Raw genomic sequence first — 22244 nt, forward strand, 5'->3', positions numbered from 1 at the left:
AGATCGAAGTGACTTAGCCGCGAACGCGGTCGCGCTGCGAGGTGTAGACACCCGACGACAGATTGTTCCAGGCCGAAGACGCGGCCATGGATTCCATCGCGCTGTCGTGGATGCGCTTGAACAGCTCGTCGCCCATGTTCTCGTCCAGGACTTCCTGGCTTGCGGCACCAAACGCGTCCCAAACGCTGTCCGGGAACTCCATGACCTTGACGCCACCAGCCTGCAGACGCTGCAGCGCCGCGCCGTTGTTGGCCAGGAATTGCGCCAGGTTCCACTGATGGCATTCACCTGCGGCGATCTCGATGATCTTCTGCTGCGAGGCAGACAGGCTGTCATAGACCTCGCGGTTGGTTGCCAGCGAAAGACCCGCACCCGGCTCATGGAAGCCCGCGGTGTAGTATGTCTTGGTGATTTCCTGGAAACCGGCTTTTTCGTCAGCCCACGGACCGATCCACTCGGTTCCGTCGATCGCGCCGGATGACAGCGCCTGATACACTTCGGAGCCCGGAATGTTCTGCACGGATGCGCCCAGTTTACCCAGAGCTTTACCGCCCAGCCCCGGCATGCGGAACTTCAGGCCGTTGAAATCTTCGGGGCTGTTGATCTCTTTCGAGTACCAGCCACCTGCCTGCGCACCGGTGTTACCAGCCAGGAAGGATTTCAGGCCAAAGATTTCGCCCAGCTCGTCATGCAGTTCCATACCACCGGCATGGTAGTACCAGTTCACCAGTTCCTGGGCGGTCATACCAAACGGAACAGCGGTAAAGAATGCATAGCCCGGATGCTGACCCACAAAATAATAGTCTGCCGCGTGGTACATGTCGGCCTGACCGGATGATACCGCGTCAAACACTTCGAACGCGCCAACCAGCTCACCGGCTGCTTTGATCTCAACGTTCAGGTTGCCGTCCGACATGGTGGTGATGCTGTCGGCGCAACGCTGCGCGCTGTCGAACACACCTGCAAGGCCACGGCCCCAGGATGTGACCATGGTCAGCGTGCGCTTGCCCTGTGCATAGGCCGGTGCCGCCAGCGTGGTCGCTGCAGCAGCCGAGCCGCCCAGTGCGGATGTTTTCAGAAATGAACGACGGTCCATATGAGTGATCCTCCCCTTCATAATCATGACCCGGATTGTCCGGGCCTGTCGTATTCAACAGCGGCAAGACTAGTCACAAGGAAGTGAAAGGGAATACCTACTACTGCGTAGAAACGCGGCTTTCTGCGCGAATTGCACAGGCAATAACGGCCCAATCATAGCAAAACAGGGATTTTTGATGCCGTTTTCCCGCCAGACGCCCAATCTTTTTGCAATTTTGCTGTGGCTTGCGTATCGATTCGTCCATGCAAAGACTTCGACAACTGGTCTCGTTGACCTATGCTCAAAAGCTGTCGCTGGTGGCGGCGATCCCGCTGGTCGTGGCGGTGGCCGCGATTGCGGTGATGGTTGCCTATGAGGCGCGCGCCACTGCCGAGCGCGAAATTGAAGCACTGGAACGCTCTTTGATTCAGGCCAAGAAGGAAGAGCTGCGCAACTATGTGACTCAGGCGCGCAATGGGTTTGCCTATATCTACGGGCGCGCGGCTCCGGATGACGCCGCCGCCAAAACTCAGGTCGCGCAAATCCTGTCGGCCATGATCTATGGGCAGGACGGGTTCTTTTTCGTCTATGACTATGACGGCACCAATCTCGTAAGCCCCCGTCAGACTGAGTTCATCAACCGAAATTGGGAGGGTCTGACCGACAGCGACGGCACACCGGTGGTGAATGAGTTCATTCGCCTTGCTCGTCAGGGTGCGGGTTGGCACAGCTTTATGTGGCAAAAGCCCTCGACCGGGGAAGAAGCGCAGATGATCGCCTATGTCGTCGGCCTTCAGGATTGGCGCTGGGTCGTGGGCACCGGGGTATTCATCGATGACATTGTTGCCGCAGTTGCCAGCGCACGGGCCGAGGTTGAAGCGCGCGTGCAGCGTACCTTCATGTATATCGGTGCCATTGTTCTGGCCGCTGTTCTGATTGTCTTTGCCTCAGGCATGTTGCTCAACATCCGCGAAAGACGTCTGGCCGATGCCAAACTGAAACAGCTGACCCAGCGGGTATTCGACGCGCAAGAGGAAGAGCGCGGCCGTGTGGCACGCGAGCTTCATGACGGGATCAGTCAGATCCTTGTGGGCGTGCGCTTTGCGTTGGACAACGCCCGCCGTCGCCTGTCGCGCGGCGATGATGTGGGCGCGCATGATCCACTGGACAAGGGGATCGAGCATCTGGGAACCGCCATCAGCGAGGTCCGCCGCATCAGTCGCGACTTGCGCCCCGGCGTGCTGGACGATTTGGGCCTCGGCCCCGCGCTTGAGGCTCTGACAGATGATTTCCGCGAGAGAACCGGGATCGAGACCGATTTCTCGACCGTTGTTTTCCGCAACCGGCTGGATCAGGATAGCAAGATCGCCCTCTATCGCATTGCCCAAGAGGCCCTGACCAATATCGAACGCCATTCCGGTGCCACCCATGTCACCATCGATCTGCGCGGGCACAAGAAAGGCGCAACCATGCGAATAACCGACAATGGCCGCGGTTTGCGCAACTCTCCGGGTCGGGGCAGTACCGGGATTGGGTTGCGCAATATGCAGGAACGGATCGAGCAACTTGACGGATCGCTGCGTATTCTGTCATCACGCGGCCACCGCAGCGGCACAGTGATCGAGGTCAGCCTGCCACTCAGCCACCTGTTGCCGCCACAGGAAGACGCAACTCCGAACCGAAAGGCCGGTACATGAGCGACCAGACGATCCGGGTCCTGATTGTCGACGATCATCCAATGGTGGCCGAGGGGATCCAGTCGATCCTCGAAAGCTATGACGACATCACCGTGGTCGGGACACTCAGCAGCGGAAAGAAAGCGGTTGACCAGGTTGCCGATCTGAAGCCTGACGTCATCCTGATGGACCTGAACATGCCCGGGCTAAGTGGCCTGAGCGCAACCGAGATCATCCTTGAACGCATACCGGACACCTGCATTCTGATCCTGTCCATGCATGACAGCCCCGAATATATTTCGACTGCTCTCAGCCATGGTGCAAAAGGGTACGTGCTCAAGGACGTCCCAACGGATGAAATCAAAAAGGCCATCGATGCCGTCATGCGGGGTGAACAATATTTGTGCACGGGCGCAAGCGGTTCCCTCAAACCCAAAGGCGACACAACGCGCGAGGCTTTGACCGGGCGCGAGCAGACGATCTTGCTGGAGCTGGCACAAGGGAAATCGAACAAGGAAGTCGCCCATACGCTTGATATCTCAGTGCGAACGGTCGAGACCCATCGCAAGAACATCAAACGAAAATTGGGCATATCCTCAACGGCCGGCCTGACCCGCTATGCGCTGGAGCACGGCGTTCTACAGGGCACCAGCCCAGGGTTCTGACCGCAGCGCAGCACGCGCTGCCCGGCCCAGCCGCCGCAGGCAGGCGGCAACGGGCGAGAGCACTCTTAGTTACCGTCAATCCAGAAGGGCGTCGCGCCGGACACCTTCCTTGTCATGGTGATGCTGAAGAACACGCCCATATAACTGACGGGTCCGTTCCACCCCACCGCACATGCCTTCGGTTTCGACAAAAGAAAAGATCCCGACATATCGTCTGCGCTCTCCTTTCACGGGAGCGACCCGGTGCAAGGAATAGCGCCCTTTGAAAATCTGCAAATCCCCTGGGTTCAACACCAACTGGTGCACCGGTGTCCGATCACCGTCCAGAACCGCAGAAACGGCCGCGAAATTCTCATCATCGGCGCTTCGTAGGTTGGGGGCATATTCGAATTCACCGCCGAATTCTCCATTCTGAATGGCCAGCGTCACGGTGTAGTTGTTGGTGTCAAAATGCCAGGGAAACCCCTGCCCTTCTTCGACCACGTTGATGATGACATCAGCCAAAGGATCATCGTAGCGAAAGAACCGGTCTTCGGACTCGTTCAATGCCGTTCGAATGAAAGGTAAAAAACCAGCGAACTCATATATACGTCGCAGCGGTCCGGATTTGGAAAAACTGTCCGCCGGCACAAAGGCATTCGACCGATCATAGAATCGACGCACCGGATGGCTTGGCGCCAATGCCGGGTCGTCTTTGGTGAAATACGCATTCGTTCGGCTAAATGACCTATGTGCTCCAACGGCAGTCTTATCAGCTTCTTTCAGCAAACGCGCCACGCCATCCTCGTGTACGAAACCTGGAAGAACAGCACAGCCGTCCCGATCCAGCTCGCGCCTCAGATCACCTATCAGCTGCTCATATGCCCATGAACCGGGGCGGTCTATCGGGTATCGCCCGAGATCAACCAGATCCTGCAACATGTTCGGCCTCCCTCGCCACTGCAATTAAGTCCAGCGTGACTCAGCCTAAAATCACGATCATGCCCGTTTCGGACATCGGCATGACGCATTTCGACACTTCCGTGCCACTCGTAAAGCATTGCAAAGGGGTGAAAATCCCGAAAGTTCCGAACATGCGTCAAAATGCGCAATAAAATGTCGCAAAATACCACCCAGAAGTTAGAAAATTGGTGCAATTGCCTGTTGACGCCCCTTTCCACCGCCCATAATGTCCAACCCACGCAAAAAGGAGCCTCTGGCGATGAGAACGCTAGTCGTAATCGTAGGAACCACGCGCATGGGCCGGTAACGGTAAACCATAATCGAACCCATGCGCCTCCGAAAATCTCGGGGGCTTTTTTTATGCGAAACGCAAGACACATGTCGCGAACGGAGCAAAGCAGATGACACGTGAGATGACCGGCGCAAAGATGGTAGTTCAGGCCCTCAAGGATCAGGGCGTGGACACGGTATTCGGATACCCCGGTGGCGCCGTGCTACCGATCTATGACGAGATCTTTCTGCAAAACGACATTCGCCACATTCTGGTGCGTCACGAACAAGGAGCGGTTCACGCCGCCGAAGGCTATGCCCGCTCGACCGGCAAGCCCGGCGTTGCGCTTGTGACCTCGGGCCCCGGCGCTACCAATGCGGTGACCGGGCTGACAGATGCGCTTCTGGACTCGATCCCGATTGTTGTTCTGACCGGACAGGTTCCGACCTTCATGATCGGCTCGGACGCGTTCCAAGAGGCCGATACCGTTGGCATTACCCGCCCCTGCACCAAGCATAACTGGCTGGTCAAGGATACGGACTCGCTGTCCGACACGATGCACGAGGCATTCCATGTCGCCACCTCGGGTCGCCCCGGCCCGGTGCTTGTCGACATTCCCAAGGACGTTCAGTTCGCCTCGGGCGAATATAGCGCGCCGAAGCCTTCGACCTCGCATTATCAGCCGGTTCTGAAAGGCGATCTGGAAGAGATCACCGAGCTGGTTGCTGCGATTGAGACCGCGAAAAAGCCAGTGTTTTACACTGGCGGTGGAGTCATCAATTCGGGCCCGGCAGCCAGCCAGTTGCTGCGGGAACTGGTAGACGCAACAGATTTCCCGATCACTTCGACCTTGATGGGCCTGGGCGCCTATCCGGCGTCTGGCAGGAATTGGCTGGGCATGCTGGGCATGCACGGGTTGTATGAGGCCAATCTGGCGATGCATGATTGTGATCTGATGATCAATATTGGCGCTCGTTTTGATGACCGCATCACTGGACGGATCGACGCGTTCTCGCCCGATTCCAAAAAAGCGCATATCGACATCGACCCGTCTTCGATCAACAAGGTGATCCGCGTTGATATCCCGATTGTTGGCGATGTGGCCCACGTGCTTGAGGACATCCTCAAGGTCTGGAAATCGCGCGGTCGCAAGACCAACACCGCAGCTATTGCGAAATGGCAGGAACAGATCGGCGAATGGCGCAAGGTGAACTGCCTTGCCTATACCAACAGCGAAAAGACCATCAAACCGCAATACGCGCTGCAACGCCTTGAAGAACTGACCAAAAAACATGACCGTTACATCACGACCGAGGTTGGCCAACACCAGATGTGGGCCGCACAATACCTTGGCTTCGAAGATCCCAACCGCTGGATGACCTCAGGTGGTCTGGGCACGATGGGTTACGGATTCCCGGCCTCTATCGGTGTTCAGATGGCACATCCCGACGCGCTGGTGATCAACGTGGCCGGTGAGGCCTCGTGGCTGATGAACATGCAGGAAATGGGCACCGCTACGCAGTATCGTCTGCCGGTAAAGCAGTTCATCCTGAACAACGAACGCTTGGGCATGGTGCGCCAGTGGCAGGAACTGCTGCATGGCGAACGGTATTCGCATTCCTGGTCCGAAGCGCTGCCTGATTTCGTCAAGCTCGCCGAGGCGTTTGGCGCCAAGGGTATCTTGTGTTCTGACCCCGCCGATCTGGACGATGCGATCATGGAGATGATCAACTATGACGGCCCCGTGATCTTCGACTGTCTGGTCGAAAAGCACGAGAACTGCTTCCCCATGATCCCGTCGGGCAAGGCCCACAACGAGATGCTGCTGGGCGAGGCCGAGACGCAGGGCGTGATCGATAGCAAAGGTTCGGTTCTGGTATGACAGCGCAGATGATCAGTTTTGACGCAACGCGCTTCCAGCCTACGCCGGACGAGTTGAACGAAGAAGCTGATGATTTCATTAATCCTGATGTGTTTGGCAAGGAACTCAGCATCTTTCTGAGTAAAGAGCTTGCCGCATCCGGGTTTGAGGTTTCCTTCGCCTGTGCCGAGGACTGGGGATGGTATCACGAAATTGATCACGACGAGCCGTTTGCCCTGGTTTTCGGCTGCTCAAACTATGGTGATGGCCATCTGGTTCAGTTCTCACCAAAGACCGAGCATGTGAGAAAGATGTTCAAGAAATACCACGCAGCCCCCAAGGTGGATGCACTGCGTGGCGCAATTTGGAAAATTCTGGAGAATGCCGAAGGTGTATCGAACCTTCGCTACGAAGAGGACTAGCTCAGCATGTCTGCCCTACATATCAAAAAAGGCTCCACCCGCCATTCGGCCTATAACCTACGACCCACGTTTTCCGACATACAGGAACGCCATACCATCGCAGTTCTGGTCGAGAATGAACCGGGGGTTCTAGCCCGCGTCATCGGCCTGTTCTCGGGCCGTGGTTATAACATCGAAAGCCTGACCGTGGCCGAGGTCGACCACACCGGCCACCTCAGCCGCATCACCATCGTCACCACCGGCACACCGCAGGTGATCGAACAGATCAAGGCGCAGCTGGGCCGGATCGTATCGGTACGCGACGTGCATGACCTGACGGTCGAAGGCGCGTCGGTCGAGCGGGAATTGGCCATCATCAAGGTGGTCGGCGACGGCGACAAGCGGGTCGAGGCGCTGCGTCTGGCCGATATTTTCCGTGCCAATGTCGTGGACAGCACGTTGAATTCGTTCATTTTTGAGATCACCGGCGCACCTGACAAGATCGACGCCTTTGCCGATCTGATGCGCCCGCTGGGTCTGATCGAAATCGCCCGGACCGGCGTTGCAGCCCTGTTGCGCGGCGATTGACCAAAACTGCCCCGCCGGCGCATCCAGTTGGCGGCGGGGTATCGGCAATACCCAATTTGCAAGATCACAATACGCCAAACGTGAACATCAACGTCACATTTGCCTAAAAAGTTTAAGCTAAATCAGAATTAACCTATTGCGTCTGTGCATCATCGCGTTAGCCTTCAAGGGTAGCGCGGCGTTGGGATGCGTCCGCTGGGTCATCTGTACGATTTCAGACAGCGCCTGGTTTGTTGGCCAGTTGTGTCGCGGTTATTCGGAATACACACTAGTACCGGGACGAAAATGACGAACGACAGCCGCAGCCCCGACGACCTACGCAGGATGTTCGGCGCCAATCTGCGAACTCTTGCTGGACAATATAATTCAGTTTCTGAGCTGTGCCGCCAGCTTGGAGTGAACCGAACTCAGTTCAATCGCTATCTTGGCGGCGAAAGCTTTCCCCGACCCGATGTCCTTGACCGAATATGCCGCTTTTTTGATGTTGATGCTCGGATTTTGCTCCATCCCTTGGATCAGATTGACCAACCGTCCAAGCACCCGGCTGCCGTCGCCCTGACTGAGTTTCTAGGATCCACCCCAGCCACCCTGACTGAAATTCTGTTTCCCGGCGGGTTCTATTATGCGACCGAGACAGAACTTGATGGCACAAAACCCCTGAGACACAGGCTTTTTCACGCCAGAAGGTTACCGCAATGTACTTTGGTCAGAGGGTTTGAACCAATTTCCGAGACACCCGGAGCATCAGTCGCAGAGCGCGAAGTACAAGGTATCGTGGCCTGTGCCGGGCGGCAGATTTATATGCTCATGTCCTGTCGTGCGTCTCAGAAAAGCAGGATCTATCTGGTGACACGTGGAATTGAAAATCAAACAAACTGTTGGCGCGGTGTCGCAATTTGCCTGTCAAAAGCTACAGCTACCGCAACGACGACACGGCGGATATTGCTCAGACATTTAGGGGACGACACCTCGACAGTCCTGGCCGCCGCGCGCATTGCACGCCGACCAGAAGCCATGGCCCGCGCTTGACGACGATCCTGGCGCGTTAACCCGCGCTTTCCCCGCCCTGAGAGATCAGCCAGTATAGGTGCCAACTGGCGTGCCCCAATAGCGGCAGTACGATCAACAAGCCGAAAAACCAGGGAATCATTGCGGCAAACGTCAGAACCGCAATCAGCGCGCCCCACCCCAGCATCAATCTGAGGTTTGCGGCCACATAGCTATAGCTGGCAATCATTGCGGTCACAAAATCCAGCTCTCGGTCCAAAAGCATCGGAATTGAAAGCACCGTGATCATGTAGAGGATGGTCACAAAAATCGCGCCAACAGCTGTTCCAACCGCCAACATCGTCAACCCGTTTGATGTAAGGAACACCTCAAGGGACGAAGACACATTGGTCATGGTCGATAGCCCCATAAAAAGGGCAAAGATCATGTGGCCAAGAAAGAACCAGAACAGAAACATCACAACGATGATGGCGCAGATCGAAGGTAACTGACGGCGGCTTTGACTCAGGATTACGCCAAATATGGCCCGAGAATCCAAACCTTCACCCTCTTGAATGCGCCGCGATACCTCATACAGCCCCACCATGGCAAAGGGGCCCAGCATCGGGAAACCGATTGCGGCCAAAATCAGCCAATAGGTCGTTCCGGTCGTGAGAGTGACCCAAACCATCAGCCAGCCCATCAATACATAGAACCCGGAAAAGAGCAGCCCAAAGAGCGGAGCGCGGCGAAAATCGCTCCAGCCTCGCCTTAGGGCCTCGTGCAGCATTTCGACATCTACCCGCCCCATGTTCGGAACACCAAACTGTTTGTCCATGGCTTTTATCCTTCGTATCCGGTCGATTTTCAGGCGGGTCGTTTTTGCGGCCAACTGGTGGCAGAATGATAAGCAGATCCGATGGACAAAATGCGAGAGTCCGCTCCGCGCGGACCAAAGATCTGCATTCCCATCGGCAAGCCTTCGGATCCAAATCCAACAGGAACCGAGAGGCAAGGCAGTCCGATCAGGCTGACCGGCACCACGACCTGCATCCAACGGTGATAGGTATCCATCCGGGTGCCGTTGATTTCGGTGGGAAATGCAAGCTGCAAGTCGAATGGCCAGACCTGGGCCGACGGCAGGATAAGCGCATCATAGTCCTGGAAAACTTCGGTCGCACGTCGGAACCACTCGGTTCGCACAACACTGGCACGATGGACCTGCATCGCTGTCAGCGCCAGACCACGGTCCAGTTCCCATTGCGCAGTATCCTTCAGTGACGCGCGGTGTTCTGTCAGAGACGCAAGACCGGCGGCCACGCTCCACGAACGCAATGTAATCCAGCTATTCCACATCTGGTCTGCGTCAAAGGGTGGTGTGAGGGGTTCGACCTTGGCCCCGAGTTGAGTGAACACCTCGAGCGCGTCACGGCAAATCTCGCGGATACCAGGTTCGAATGGAAAGGCTCCGCCCCAGTCATCCAACCACCCGATACGCATTCCGGTCAGATCTGCGGGTTGGACCGGAGACACGGTTTCCCCCGGATGACCCAAAGGTTGAGACGGATGAGTGCCGCTGATCACATCAAGCAATAGACCAATATCTTCGGGGCTCCGCGCCATCGGGCCCAATGTAGAAAGCTGGTGCAAGTATCCGTCACCGTCGGGTTCGTTTGGCACCCGCCCCCAACTGGGCCTGAAGCCATAGACGTTGTTCCATGCCGCAGGGTTGCGCAGGCTGCCCATCATGTCAGACCCATCGGCCAGCGCCACCATGCCAGACGCCAGCGCGACTGCTGCTCCACCGGATGAACCGCCGCAAGTACGCTCGGGGTCATATGGGTTGCATGTGACGCCATATACTGGGTTGAACGTATGTGAGCCCAACCCGAATTCCGGAGTATTGGTTTTACCGATCAGGATTGCCCCGGCCTCTTTCATCCGCTGGGCTAACAGATCGTCTGTTTCCGGAATGAACCCATTCAGGATTGGTGATCCTTGGGACGAAACGACGCCCGCAACATTCACCAAGTCTTTGACGGCAATCGGCAGACCATGCAGCGGACCACGGTTTGGTCCGGCATCAACAGCACGGGCCTCGGCCATCAAATCATCAGGATCACGCACCGCCACGATTGCATTCAGGCGCTCGTTCACTGCGCCGATCCGCTCTAGCGTCAGTTGCATCAGCTCAGCCGCCGATAAACGCCCAGAGGACAATGCACTCAACAATTCGGCTGCTGTTATTTGGCCTAGATCCATCCCTGGGCTCCACCTTTTTGGTCAGCCTAGCCGGAGCGTATCCTCATTTAAACCCTCAGTTTGAATGCATCTTTTCACCAAAGACTACCCGAGGTCACTTGGATCGAGACTCAAAATGCAAATTGCTGTCGTGCCCAAGAAAGTGTTTTACGCACAAAAGGATGGAAAGGACGCTTAACACAAGCCAGATCCCGCCCCACATCATGGTCGTGCCGCCGAATTCTTGGGCCAGCATGTAGGCATCCGAGCGGACACCCGAGCGCCGGATCGTGTCATCAAAGATATCATAAGGCACATAGATCACGCTGGTCAGCCCGATCACGCGTAAAGCCAGATCACAGATCGGCCGACTTAGATAGAACGCCATGCCGATCATTACCGCCCCAACACCTGCACAAAACGCCATGGCAAAGGGATCGCGAACATAAAGCGCTGTTACCAACAGCATCACGCCGCCAAATCCACCCAGCACCGCCCGGTCCCAATGCGTGCGCAATGCTATCAGCAACAACCCCATCCCTAGCGCCAGCGACCCGAGATAACCGGCGGACAGGCTGAAGAATCTTTGCCCACCACGCGCTGTGACAAGACCACCCTGCTGCGGTGAGATCGAGAAGCTCTCGACCGAACCACCGGTTAGGACGACGGTTATCGCGTGCGACAGCTCGTGCAGGAAAACGATGAGTATCTTCAGAGGCACCACAATCGGCGTAGACCAGAACACAAACACCAAAGCGACAAGCGCAATCAGTTGCCAATGTCCTTTGATCAGCTTCATCATGGGCATCGAACGCGCTGCTATCAGCCTTCGCCCTGCGCTTCGGAACGGCTTTTTCCGGCCACGTTCAAGGCCAGCGTGGCGGCCATGAACCCGTCAAGATCCCCATCCAAAACCCCCTTGGTATCCGAGGTTTCATGGTTGGTCCTCAGGTCCTTCACCATTTGGTAAGGCTGCAGAACATACGACCGGATCTGGTTGCCCCAGCCCGCATCGCCCTTGGCCTCGTGGGCTGCGTTGATGTCAGCATTGCGGCGGTCCAGCTCTTGCTGGTACAGGCGGGATTTCAGCGCTTTCATCGCAATATCACGGTTCTGGTGCTGGGATTTCACGGATGATGTAACAACGATCCCGGTCGGGATATGCGTGATCCGCACGGCCGAGTCTGTCGTGTTCACGTGCTGACCCCCGGCCCCCGAGGACCGGTAGGTGTCGATGCGAATCTCGGACGGGTTGACCTCGATCTCGATATTGTCGTCCACCACCGGGTAAACCCAGACCGAACTGAACGAGGTATGCCGTTTGGCCGCCGAGTCATAAGGTGAAATTCGCACCAGCCGATGCACGCCGCTTTCCGATTTCAGCCAGCCATAGGCGTTGTGGCCAGAAATTTTGTACGCCGCGGATTTAATACCCGCCTCTTCGCCCGAGGTCTCGGATTGCAGCTCGACCGTATAGCCCTTTTTCTCGGCCCAGCGGACATACATCCGCGCCAGCATCGAAGCCCAGTCGCAGCTTTCGGTGCCGCCTGCGCCCGAATTGATCTCGAGGAAGGTGTCGTTGCCGTCGGCCTCTCCGTCCAGCAGCGCCTCAAGCTCTTTTTTGGCGGCTTTGGCTTTTAGCTTTCTGATCGCCTCTTCAGCGTCGGTGACGACTTCTTCGTCCTCTTCCATCTCGCCCAGTTCGATCAATTCCATATTGTCGCTGAGGTCGGTTTTGATGGATTCATAGATTTCAATAGCATCGACCAGCATCTGCCGCTCTCGCATCAGTTTTTGCGCATTCTCGGGGTTGTCCCACAGGTTTGGATCCTCAACCCGGGCATTGAATTCCTCAAGGCGATGGGGTGCGGTTTCATAGTCCATGCGCTGCGCCAGCAGCTCTAGCGACTTTTCAATTTCCGCCACGGTATTCTGGGTTTCGGCGCGCATGGTTACGTCCCAACTTGCTCAATCAGGCCTGCGTGATAGCAAGAGCGTGGGGCCACCACAAGACAGCGGAGACCTGAATGCATATTGTTCCGGGTGATATCATGGATTGCTGGGGATTATGCCGTGCCACTCTGATCGCCGAAGCCCAGCATGCGTTAGTCTGGAAAGTTCACGCGCGGGATTATGGGCCGGCCGCGCTAAAGCTATACCACCGCGCAGATCGCGGGAACGAAGCTGCTTCGACCAGGCTTTTGTCGCTTTGGCAGGATCGTGGCGCGGTTGCCATTTATGCCGAAGCGGGCAAAGCCGTATTGATGGAGTGGTTGGAGGGTCCGACACTGGGTGACATCGCGCGTGACGGAAACGCTGAAAGCGCGCTGCAGGTTTTCTCGGAGATGGCCCTCCGCCTTCACCAAAAGCCCACGGTTGCGTTCGACGAGCTGCGACCATTGCACGAGGTATTCAATCCACTGTTTGATTGCACGTTTGCCCGCGATTGCCCTGATGCACTACAACGCGATGTGATCCGCGCAACGGAACTGGCATCAAACCTTCTGACGAGCCAACCGCAGGTGGTGCCGCTGCATGGTGACCTTCACACCGATAACGTAATTCAAACGCCTTCAGGGGCACAGGTAATTGATGCAAAGGGGTATCTGGGCGATCCTGCTTTTGAACTTGCAAACGCACTGCGGCATCCCAAAGGTATGCCCGATCTGGTTCGCAGCCGCGACCAGATCGAACGCTGCCTCCAGCTTTACTCCGGAGCGTTAGGTGTGTCGCGGAAACGTCTTGCCCAATGGGCCGCTGCAAAATGTGCGCTATCCATCATGTGGCGCGGCCATGGGATAGTTTCAGCTGCGCCCGAGGCAACGCTCTTGAACCTATTGTTGCGCGCGGCGGATCAGTAAAGCCCGCCGCCCTGCAAATCGCCTTGGCTGGCATTTGGGCCAACGGTGATGGTGTCGCCGGTCGACGTGGTCACCTGACGACCCGAGCTGTTGACCTCTTCAAACAGCGGCAGATCGGAACCCATCGCAAAACCACCGTCATAGATGCGGTCGATAAAGCCGTCGGCGCCATCGCGGAAATACTCGGCCACGACAAAGTCTCCGGACGCATCAGATGGCAAGCGCGCGCCGCTGAACCGGTCGATTTTGATAAAGTGACCACCTGGGGGCACCTCGAACGGGCCTCCACCGTATTTCTCGACTGCGGTTTCCATGAAGCTTTGGAACACAGGTCCACACAAAGTGCCGCCATACGCGCCCCGGCCCATCGGGCGGGGGCGGTCATAGCCGATATAGCAGCCTGCAACAATGTTCGAGGTAAAGCCGATGAACCAGGCGTCTTTGGATTCGTTGGTTGTTCCGGTCTTCCCAGCGGTGGGCACAGGCAGATTGATAACGCTGGATGCCGTGCCGCGATCTACGACACCTTTCATCATCGACGTCAGCTGATAGGCGGTAATCGCATCCATGACCTGACTGCGGTTTGTCTCGATCGTGGGGGATTCATCAGGTTCCAGCCAGGCCGAATTACAATCCAGGCACTGGCGGTCATCGTGGCGATAGATTGTCTTGCCGAACCGATCCTGAATACGGTCAACCAGAGTGGGTTCAACCCGCTCGCCGCCATTTGCGAACATCGCATAGGCCGCAACCATCTTGTACAGCGTCGTCTCTTCGGACCCCAGCGAGTTGGCCAGGAAAGCACCCATCCGGTCATAAACGCCAAAGCGTTCCGCGTATCCGGCAACCACGGGCATCGTGACTTCTTGCGCCAGACGGATGGTCATCAGGTTCCGCGATTGTTCAATCCCGGTACGCAATGGCGTCGGCCCGTAGAATTTGTTGGTCGAATTCTTGGGTCGCCACAGGCCCTGCGGTGTGTTCACTTCGATCGGAGCGTCGACCACAATGGTCGCAGGGCTATACCCGCTGTCCAACGCAGCGGCATAGACGAAAGGCTTAAAGCTTGACCCGGGTTGACGCTGCGCCTGCGTGGCACGGTTGAACACAGAATCCTGATACGAGAATCCGCCCTGCATCGCCAAAACTCGGCCCGAGTTCACGTCCATCGCAACAAAGCCGCCCTGAACCTCGGGGACCTGACGGGCGGACCATTGGCCTTCTTCCCCGGCCATCACCAGAATGACGTCACCGCGTTTGAAGTTGTCGAAGAAGCTGCCCTGCATCCACTTGATGTCCGAGCGCGGGATGATGCCGTCAGCCGGACCATTTTCAATGCCGACGGTCAGGGCCTGCTCACCGACATCCAGTACTACGGCGGGATACCACTGCGTAGGCAGAACCACATCACGGGGGATTTCCAGAATCGCCAAGGCCTCACGCCACTGCACCTCATCCGCCAGAATTTCTTCGGCGATCACTTCGTCAGTCCCGTGCCATTTTCCACGAGACCGGTCGTATTTCTGCAGCGCCTCGCGCAGGGCGTGCGCGGCTTTGACTTGCATTTCCTCGTCCACAGAGGCGCGGACAGTAAAACCACCTGTAAAGAACTCGCCCTCGCCGAAATCTTCGCTCAGCTGGCGGCGGATTTCGTCGGTGAAGTAATCCCGCGGCGGCAAGGCGGTGCGGAAACTTTCGAAATCACCATTCTGGACAGACCGCAAAGGCATCTCGACCTCGGCCTCATAGGTCGCCGTGTCGATATAACCGTTTTGGTTCATCTCGCGCAGCACGTAATTGCGCCGGTTCACAAGGCGTTCTTTCTGCCGAACCGGGTGATAATCCGACGGCGCCTTGGGCATAGCCGCCAAAGTGGCGGCCTCATGCGGAGCCAATTCCTGAAGGGTCTTGTTGAAATAGGTTTGCGCTGCTGCGGTTACACCATACGAGTTCTGGCCCAGAAAAATCTCGTTCATGTACAGTTCTAGGATCTGTTCCTTATCCAGCGTATTCTCAAGCCGTGTGGCCAGGATGATCTCTTTGATCTTGCGCTCGGCCCGACGGTCCCCCGACAACAGGAAGTTCTTCATTACCTGCTGTGTGATCGTCGATGCACCCCGTACATTCTCGCCCTTGGATTTCACTGCCTCGACACCAGCGGCAATAATCCCGCGCGGATCATAGCCCTTATGGTTATAGAAATTCTTGTCTTCGGCCGAAATAAAGGCCTGCTTAACCAGTTCGGGGATTTCTTCTGACGGGGTGAACAGACGGCGTTCCTGCGCAAATTCGTCGATCAGCTGACCCTCGCCGGAATAAATCCGGCTGATCGTGGGCGGCTTGTACTGCGCCAGGGATTCGTGACTGGGCAGGTCGCGCCCATACATCCAGAACACCGCGCCGATAACCAGCGCAGCCATAAAAATACCCAAGGTCACGAGGCTGAATATCGCCCCGAAAATCGAAAGAATGAAACGGATCACGTTACTGCCTTTTGCTCGCGGTGCCGCCTATATAGTGTCGCACCTGTGCAGGGTCAAAACACCATGGCCAATAATAGCCGGTTTGCGCCACGGGGTCACTGTCCAATCAGGGATCGTTTTACCATATCGTCCTGGCGCCATTTCTCTAGCCCATCCCGAATACCGCGCGCCATTCCCATGCGCCATTCCTGATTTCGTATATTTTTCAAATCTCTAGGGCTGGAAAGGAAGCCAAGCTCAATCAGAACGGAAGGAATATCCGCTGCCTTCAGAACCGAAAATGAGGCGGTGCGAATTGGCTTGTTGTTCATCGGACCGCCCTGTTGCGTCATTCCATTCGCCAGCATTTGTGCCAACGCATCCGTACGCGGCCTGGTTTCCTGACGCGCAAGGTCCAGCAGAACATCTGCAACCTGATCATCCGCACCGCTCAGATCGACGCCCGAAATCAAATCACTGCGGTCGTGCCGCTCGGCCAGTTTGTGGCTTGCCACATCCGAGGCATCTTGAGACAGCGTATAAACGGCCGCGCCATGAGCCCGCCCTTCTGTCAGAATGTCGGCATGTATAGAGATGAACACATCTGCACCTGCACGGTGTGCCAATGCAATACGACGTTCAAGAGAAACGAACTGATCATCGGTCCGCGTCATCTCAACCTCGTATCCGCCCGTGCGCAATAGCATCTCGCGCAGCTCTCGGGCAAAGGTCAGCATCAGCGTTTTCTCATCATCACCGTCAACTTCGGCGCCGGGATCAATTCCTCCATGCCCGGGATCCAACATGACACGCAAAGTTCCGTTGCCCTGCCCCCTTGGCGTGACAGATGTTACCGCCGGTTCCGGCAAATCCCAGCCGGTTTGCCGGGGCGTGCCAGCGCTGGCTGCGAAACTGTCGAAATCTGTCCCTTGCAGCCCAAGCGTCAAATGCGCGGCCCCAGTCGCAGAGTCCACTCGCATATCCGCCGTCTCGACCATCAGAGGCGCGCCCAACTCTAGCACCATGCGGGACCAGCCCGGTACGTAAGAGCCGAACTGCACACCACTGATACGACCAGTCTGTAGAAAGCGGTCACGATCAAGACCGGTCCAGTCTACCTCCTGGAAATCCAGGATCATCCGATACGGGTCGCGCAGGGTAAAAACGCGATAAGGCACCCCCTGGCTAAGCCCAAGCTGGATGCTTACACCGGACCGCCCGTCATCAACAATCGAACTTTGGTCTGGCAAAACACGGGCGAGTGCGCTGAAATCCTGCGCAACGGCGGTACTGCCTAGCGCCCAGATCAGCGCGATGGCGTAGATAATTCTGCTCATGGCCTCAAGTTTTCCCGAGATCGATTGAAGCGCAGCCTACCCGACCCGCACTTGGATGTGAACGCTTTAGGCTTGGGCAGAAATCAAGCCCCGATCAGCCATGAAACGCTGAAGCCGCCGCAGCCCCTCTTCGATATCCCCAGTCGAACGTGCATAGGAAAAACGGATGGTGCCGTGCCCGCGCTGAGGATCGAAATCCAGCCCCGGAGTGACCGCCACGCCGACCTTATCCAAAATCTCAGCCGCAAAGGCACGGCTGTCGTCGGTCAGGTCAGACACATCGGCGTAGACATAGAATGCCCCATCAGGTGGCGCGATATTGGTGAAACCGGCTTTGGGCAGACCGTCGAGCATCAGCGCGCGGTTCCGCCGATAGACATTAAGATTGGCCTGCAATTCCTCATCACAATCCATCGCCGCCAGCGCTGCCACCTGGCTGGCGTGAGGCGCGCAGATAAACATGTTCTGCGCAATCCGCTCGACGACGCGCACATGATCCTCAGGCACAACCATCCAGCCAACGCGCCAACCTGTCATAGAGAAATACTTGGAGAATGAGTTGATCACATAGCACTCATCTGTCAGCTCCAGCGCGGTGACGGCTTTGGCTTCGTATTCCAGACCGTGGTAAATCTCATCACTGATGAAAGACGCACCCTGCCCCTGAGCGGCCTCGATCAGCGTCCCCATTGCGGAGCGATCCAGCATGGTGCCTGTCGGGTTGGCGGGCGAGGCCACCATCAGTCCCTGCAAATTTAGCCCTGCGAAATCGGCTGGCACCGGCTGCAGGCGGTGTTCCGGAGCGGTGGGCAGATCAACCGCGACCAGCCCCAGGGCCCGCAATATCTGCCGATATGACGGATAGCCGGGGGCCCCAATACCCACGCGATCCCCGCTGTCGAACAGCGCGGTGAACGCCAGCAGAAATCCGCCTGACGAACCGGGGGTTACCACCACCCGTTCGGGATTGAGATCGACATTATACCACTCGCCATACATCTGCGCGATCCGGCGGCGCAGTGCTGGCAGACCCAATGCAACGGTATATCCCAGCGGGCCTTGCTCCATTGCCTTAGCCAATGCCTCGGTCGCCCCTTTGGGTGCGCCGGTTCCAGGCTGGCCGACCTCCATGTGGATGATGTGGCGGCCAGCTTCTTCGGCTTTGCGGGCAGCCTCCATCACGTCCATCACGATGAACGGATCGACCCCGGACCGGGTTGAGTTTCGCATGGCCATCTCCCATGTTGCAATCATGGCTTTTGAACGCGTATCCAGGCTGGCGTCAATCCCAGCCCTGTTGCTGTTTGCAGTGACTTGGCTCGTAGGCGCTGTTCAGGCCCAAAGCCTGATCCGTGATCCAGATATTGAACACGGTCTGCGAGAGTTGGCCTTTCCCGTTCTGCGCGCCGCCGGTCTGAATACCAACCGGGTCCAGATACTGGTGGTCAATGACAGCACGTTCAATGCCTTCGTTCTGGATTACAATGCGATCTATCTGAACTATGGGCTAATTCTTTCAGTTGAAAGCCCCGAGATGTTGCAAGCGGTTATCGCACATGAGGCGGCCCATATCGCCAACGGGCACTTATCGCGCCGTTACGAAAACCTGAATGCAGCACGGCAAAAAGCCGGGCTTGGGACGGCTTTGGCACTGATTGCTGCAGCTGCTGGCGGCGGCGAGGCCGCATTCGGAATTGCAGCCGGTACTAATTCGGCAGCCCTGCGCAGCTTTCTTGGCCACACCCGCGCTGAAGAGTCCTCGGCGGATCGCAGCGCAGCAAGCTATTTACGTTGGGCCGGCATCTCGCCCAGTGGCATGGTGTCTCTGCACCGTAAATTCGCGGGGCAAGAGCTGTTAAACACGGTCAACCAGGACCCATACATGCGATCACACCCCACCAGCCGCGAGAGGCTGCGCGCCGCCGAGGCGTTTCTGGAAGAGTTCGGCGATAAAGCCAAACCCAGCCAGAATGCCGATTACTGGTTCGCAAGGGCGAAAGGTAAGCTTTCGGCCTTCATCCGCTCGCCCACATGGACGATGCAGCGCGCCAAAGAAGAAACCGCCCAGGACATACGACTGATGCGCGAGGCAGCAGCCCACCATCAAAACCGTGATCTGACCAAAGCGCGCGCTGCGATTGATGGTGCTTTGGCAATCCGGCCCAATGACCCCTATTACTATGACCTCAAAGGCCAGATCATGCTTGAAAACCGTCAAGTGGCTGATGCGGTAGCAGCATATGGCAAAGCCGTTGAATTGGCGCCGAATAACCCACTTATCCTAGCCGGATTCGGGCGGTCCCTGTTGGTTCAAGGTAAGACATTGGAAGCCTTGGCCATTCTTGAAAAAGCACGGGCCAGAGATTTTCGTAACGCAAGATTGATGCAAGACCTGGGTGCAGCTTATGCCAAAACAGGCAATACTGGCATGGCATCGGCGGTTACAGCCGAAAGATATGCCCTGCAGGGCCGTTTGGATGACGCCGGTATTCACGCGAAACGCGCGGTTGCGCAGTTGCCGGTCGGATCACCGGGTTGGCAACGGGCCCAAGATGTGTTGATTGCGTTTGAACAAGCAAACAAGAGTAATTCGAAAAGGAAACGGAAATGATCCTCAGACACGCTGCACCAGCCCTTCTGGGGCTTTCCCTGATCGCAGGATCGGCGCAGGCCCTGGACCTGAGCCAGCTGACCGACGCCGAAAAACAACAATTCGGAGAGCAGGTACGCGAATACCTCCTGGAAAACCCCGAAGTCATCATCGAAGCGATCAACATTCTGGAACAACGCAACGCCGTGGAAGAAGCGCAGGCGGATAAAGAGCTTGTCGCCAGCAATGCTGATGAGCTTTTCAACGACGGGTACAGCTGGGTGGGCGGCAATCCGGACGGAGATATTACTCTGGTCGAGTTCATGGACTATCGCTGCGGATATTGCCGCCGTGCGGTTCCCGAAGTGGCCAGCCTGCTGGCCGAAGATGGCAATATTCGGCTTGTGATCAAAGAGTTTCCGATCCTCGGAGACGCGTCGATGATCTCATCCCGCTTTGCCGTTGCCGCCAAACATGTTGCCGGGGACGATGCCTATAAACAGGTTCACGATGCCCTACTCGAATTCACCGGGGAACCGTCGCCGGTTACTTTGCGCCGTATCTCGGACGGGCTGGGTTTAGACAGTGACGCGATTCTGGCGGCAATGGACAGCGAACAGGTCACCGAGGAAATCCAAAAGACCCGTGAATTGGCGCAGCGGATGCAGATTTCGGGCACGCCTTCGTTTGTGCTGGGCACCGAAATGCTGCGCGGGTACCTGAAAGCAGATCAGATGCAGCAAATTGCGAATGCCGTTCGCGCCGAGCAAGGCTGATTTGGCAGGCCGGTTCCGCAACAGGAGCCGGCCATTCCGTCAGGGCATCGGGTCGCCAGCAAGGTGGCTTAGATATTCCTCTAGATTAGACCAGCCATCGCCGTCCCGGTCCGCCCAGACATCTGAGGGATCATTCGGGTCCAGGCCAGTCCGCCCTGTTTCCCAAGTATCAGACATTCCGTCCCGGTCAGTATCAACTGCCGCGTGAACAATGGGCAAATCCGGCCAACCGCCCACCTCGCCCGGATCGTTTATCCGATGTCCATCACAGCCGCGGACGTTTTCGATCACCATCGCATCCAGACTGTCCAAAGCTTGGTCATCCCCGTGCCGGGCCCCCACGGTTCCAAGAACGGTTTCGTATGTCGTGCTCACCTCGGCAGGTTCAACCGACAGCGGCTGGTGAGGTTCAGCCACAAGGAATTCGACCGCCGCATCATCCGCAATCTTGCCCTTCACTGATCTGTCGCATAGCAGCTCAATACGGCTGTCCAGATGCAGGTTATCTTGTTCGAAAACCGAGATGCTGAACCCTTTGTCTGCGCCATAAGGGAACACCTCGAATGCGGCGGGGGGCGGCCTGTTCCGTGTACTGGGGCCCGGCAGGACGACGTTTCCCACATAGGCGATCCATGTGTCGCCGTAATGGTTCCAGAACTCACCGAATTGCGAGGTCGCGTCGTAGAACACGTTGTTAATAATGTCGACTTGCCCAGATGGTGACGACTGGATGTCTGGATTTCTGTCGCGGTTATGGGCAAACAGGTTTTGATACAGGGTGACCCGCCCACATTGCCTTGCCGTTCCATCATCGGAACACAGCAGAGCACCTTTTGAATGCTTTCCCTTTGTATGGGTGGACTTATCCAGAGCCAGGGCTGAGATGCTGCGGGCTATCGTGATATCTTCGCTTGGCAGGTTTTCCGTTCCAACGCCCAGATTCTCATCCGTGGCAAATTGGATCGAGACACGGTCAACGTAGATATTCGAACTGCTCTCTATGGAAAGCCCGTCCACGTTCGACGAGGGCTTGTAACTGGGTCCAGGCCGAAATTTGAGGTTCCGCAGCAAAACGTCCTGCGCCTCAAAAATCATCAGGGGTGAATCCAGAACCTTGCCAAGTTTGATCTGCACCCCCTGTCCCGGCGCGGTCTGTCCGGAGATATAGGTGTTCGAAGCCACTTTCATCTGGGTGTCTACAGTGATCGTCCCTGAAATATCGAAAACGCAAACCCGTCCGGAGCCGTCATTTTCGACGCACTCACGCAGGCTGCCCGGGCCGGTATCGTCCAAGGTTGTGATATGAAACACTTCGCCGCCACGCCAACCCGTAGCGTTCTGCCCATATCCCACCGCACCGGGAAATGCGGGCTGATCGGCCACTACGCTATCTGCCACCATGAAACCCGAACACCCGGCGATCACTGCACCCAGGCCGAAGGCTTTCAAGTTACGGCGCATTGCATAAGCCCCCTGTTAGAGTCCGGACCGCAAAGACCGAGGGCCGA

Annotated in this window: 19 protein-coding genes; 9 read left to right on the plus strand and 10 right to left on the minus strand. The window is 56.9% G+C overall.

Features of this window, described 5'->3' with window-relative positions:
* Positions 1-13: 13 nt before the first annotated feature.
* Positions 14-1096 carry a TRAP transporter substrate-binding protein gene (locus AC2FH2_RS03450; protein WP_142633295.1) on the minus strand — a complete coding sequence of 361 codons (1083 nt, stop codon included), beginning with the start codon at positions 1094-1096 and terminating at the stop codon, positions 14-16.
* Between the two features lie 245 nt (positions 1097-1341).
* On the opposite strand from AC2FH2_RS03450, the gene AC2FH2_RS03455 reads away from it, so the two are divergent.
* Both AC2FH2_RS03455 and AC2FH2_RS03460 read left to right on the plus strand, forming a co-directional pair.
* Entirely contained in the window at positions 1342-2775 is a 1434-nt protein-coding gene (locus tag AC2FH2_RS03455) for a cache domain-containing protein (RefSeq protein WP_282027358.1), read from the plus strand.
* Positions 2772-3419 carry a response regulator transcription factor gene (locus tag AC2FH2_RS03460; RefSeq protein ID WP_281994485.1) on the plus strand — a complete coding sequence of 216 codons (648 nt, stop codon included), beginning with the start codon at positions 2772-2774 and terminating at the stop codon, positions 3417-3419. Before AC2FH2_RS03455 ends, AC2FH2_RS03460 begins: the two co-directional genes overlap by 4 nt.
* A gap of 75 nt (positions 3420-3494) precedes the next feature.
* Here the strand turns inward: AC2FH2_RS03460 and AC2FH2_RS03465 are convergent, their stop codons facing one another.
* On the minus strand, positions 3495-4340 hold the full coding sequence (locus AC2FH2_RS03465; RefSeq protein WP_496688365.1) for a HalD/BesD family halogenase: 846 nt from the start codon (positions 4338-4340) through the stop codon (positions 3495-3497).
* A 422-nt stretch (positions 4341-4762) separates the two neighbouring features.
* On the opposite strand from AC2FH2_RS03465, the gene AC2FH2_RS03470 reads away from it, so the two are divergent.
* The 4 genes from AC2FH2_RS03470 to AC2FH2_RS03485 all read left to right on the plus strand — a co-directional run bounded on the left by AC2FH2_RS03470 (position 4763) and on the right by AC2FH2_RS03485 (position 8511).
* Positions 4763-6514 (plus strand): acetolactate synthase 3 large subunit, encoded by a 1752-nt coding sequence (locus tag AC2FH2_RS03470; protein ID WP_496749575.1) that lies wholly within the window; start codon positions 4763-4765, stop codon positions 6512-6514.
* A gap of 8 nt (positions 6515-6522) precedes the next feature.
* A complete protein-coding gene (locus tag AC2FH2_RS03475) occupies positions 6523-6915 on the plus strand; it encodes a hypothetical protein (RefSeq protein WP_496691088.1) in 393 nt (130 codons plus the stop codon).
* 6 nt (positions 6916-6921) lie between these two features.
* Positions 6922-7482 (plus strand): acetolactate synthase small subunit, encoded by a 561-nt coding sequence (ilvN, locus tag AC2FH2_RS03480; RefSeq protein WP_496822865.1) that lies wholly within the window; start codon positions 6922-6924, stop codon positions 7480-7482.
* 285 nt (positions 7483-7767) lie between these two features.
* The gene (locus tag AC2FH2_RS03485) at positions 7768-8511 is read left to right on the plus strand and encodes a helix-turn-helix domain-containing protein (RefSeq protein WP_496822867.1); all 744 of its coding nucleotides are present in this window, start codon (positions 7768-7770) and stop codon (positions 8509-8511) included.
* A 16-nt stretch (positions 8512-8527) separates the two neighbouring features.
* Here the strand turns inward: AC2FH2_RS03485 and AC2FH2_RS03490 are convergent, their stop codons facing one another.
* The 4 genes from AC2FH2_RS03490 to prfB form a co-directional block, all read right to left on the minus strand.
* Positions 8528-9307: a DUF2189 domain-containing protein gene (locus AC2FH2_RS03490; RefSeq protein ID WP_496822869.1), complete on the minus strand. Its 780-nt coding sequence runs from the start codon at positions 9305-9307 to the stop codon at positions 8528-8530.
* A 29-nt stretch (positions 9308-9336) separates the two neighbouring features.
* A complete protein-coding gene (locus AC2FH2_RS03495; RefSeq protein ID WP_496822871.1) occupies positions 9337-10731 on the minus strand; it encodes an amidase in 1395 nt (464 codons plus the stop codon).
* Between the two features lie 94 nt (positions 10732-10825).
* On the minus strand, positions 10826-11518 hold the full coding sequence (locus AC2FH2_RS03500) for a M50 family metallopeptidase (RefSeq protein ID WP_496693413.1): 693 nt from the start codon (positions 11516-11518) through the stop codon (positions 10826-10828).
* Positions 11519-11532: 14 nt separating this feature from the next.
* A complete protein-coding gene (gene prfB / locus AC2FH2_RS03505) occupies positions 11533-12660 on the minus strand; it encodes a peptide chain release factor 2 (RefSeq protein WP_142633271.1) in 1128 nt (375 codons plus the stop codon).
* A 77-nt stretch (positions 12661-12737) separates the two neighbouring features.
* Between prfB and AC2FH2_RS03510 the strand changes: the two genes are divergently transcribed.
* Complete coding sequence (locus AC2FH2_RS03510; protein ID WP_496688375.1) at positions 12738-13571, plus strand: aminoglycoside phosphotransferase family protein; 834 nt, start codon at positions 12738-12740, stop codon at positions 13569-13571.
* On the opposite strand, the gene AC2FH2_RS03515 is transcribed toward AC2FH2_RS03510, so the two are convergent.
* From AC2FH2_RS03515 to AC2FH2_RS03525, 3 genes are all read right to left on the minus strand, one after another.
* Positions 13565-16054 (minus strand): penicillin-binding protein 1A, encoded by a 2490-nt coding sequence (locus AC2FH2_RS03515; protein ID WP_496688377.1) that lies wholly within the window; start codon positions 16052-16054, stop codon positions 13565-13567. The two genes, AC2FH2_RS03510 and AC2FH2_RS03515, sit on opposite strands and share 7 nt — an antisense overlap.
* 95 nt (positions 16055-16149) lie before the next feature.
* A complete protein-coding gene (locus AC2FH2_RS03520; RefSeq protein WP_142633265.1) occupies positions 16150-17370 on the minus strand; it encodes an N-acetylmuramoyl-L-alanine amidase in 1221 nt (406 codons plus the stop codon).
* A gap of 66 nt (positions 17371-17436) precedes the next feature.
* Positions 17437-18600: a pyridoxal phosphate-dependent aminotransferase gene (locus AC2FH2_RS03525; RefSeq protein WP_271947547.1), complete on the minus strand. Its 1164-nt coding sequence runs from the start codon at positions 18598-18600 to the stop codon at positions 17437-17439.
* Here AC2FH2_RS03525 and AC2FH2_RS03530 point away from each other — a divergent pair.
* The gene (locus AC2FH2_RS03530) at positions 18599-19981 is read left to right on the plus strand and encodes a M48 family metalloprotease (RefSeq protein WP_496822874.1); all 1383 of its coding nucleotides are present in this window, start codon (positions 18599-18601) and stop codon (positions 19979-19981) included. The two genes, AC2FH2_RS03525 and AC2FH2_RS03530, sit on opposite strands and share 2 nt — an antisense overlap.
* Positions 19978-20736: a DsbA family protein gene (locus AC2FH2_RS03535; protein ID WP_271947549.1), complete on the plus strand. Its 759-nt coding sequence runs from the start codon at positions 19978-19980 to the stop codon at positions 20734-20736. The genes AC2FH2_RS03530 and AC2FH2_RS03535 overlap by 4 nt, the downstream gene beginning before the upstream one ends.
* Before the next feature lie 39 nt (positions 20737-20775).
* Here AC2FH2_RS03535 and AC2FH2_RS03540 read toward each other — a convergent pair whose 3' ends face one another.
* Positions 20776-22197 (minus strand): pectate lyase family protein, encoded by a 1422-nt coding sequence (locus AC2FH2_RS03540; RefSeq protein ID WP_142633256.1) that lies wholly within the window; start codon positions 22195-22197, stop codon positions 20776-20778.
* Between the last annotated feature and the right edge of the window lie 47 nt (positions 22198-22244).

The sequence above is a fragment of the Ruegeria sp. YTSA105 genome (genome assembly GCF_059610225.1).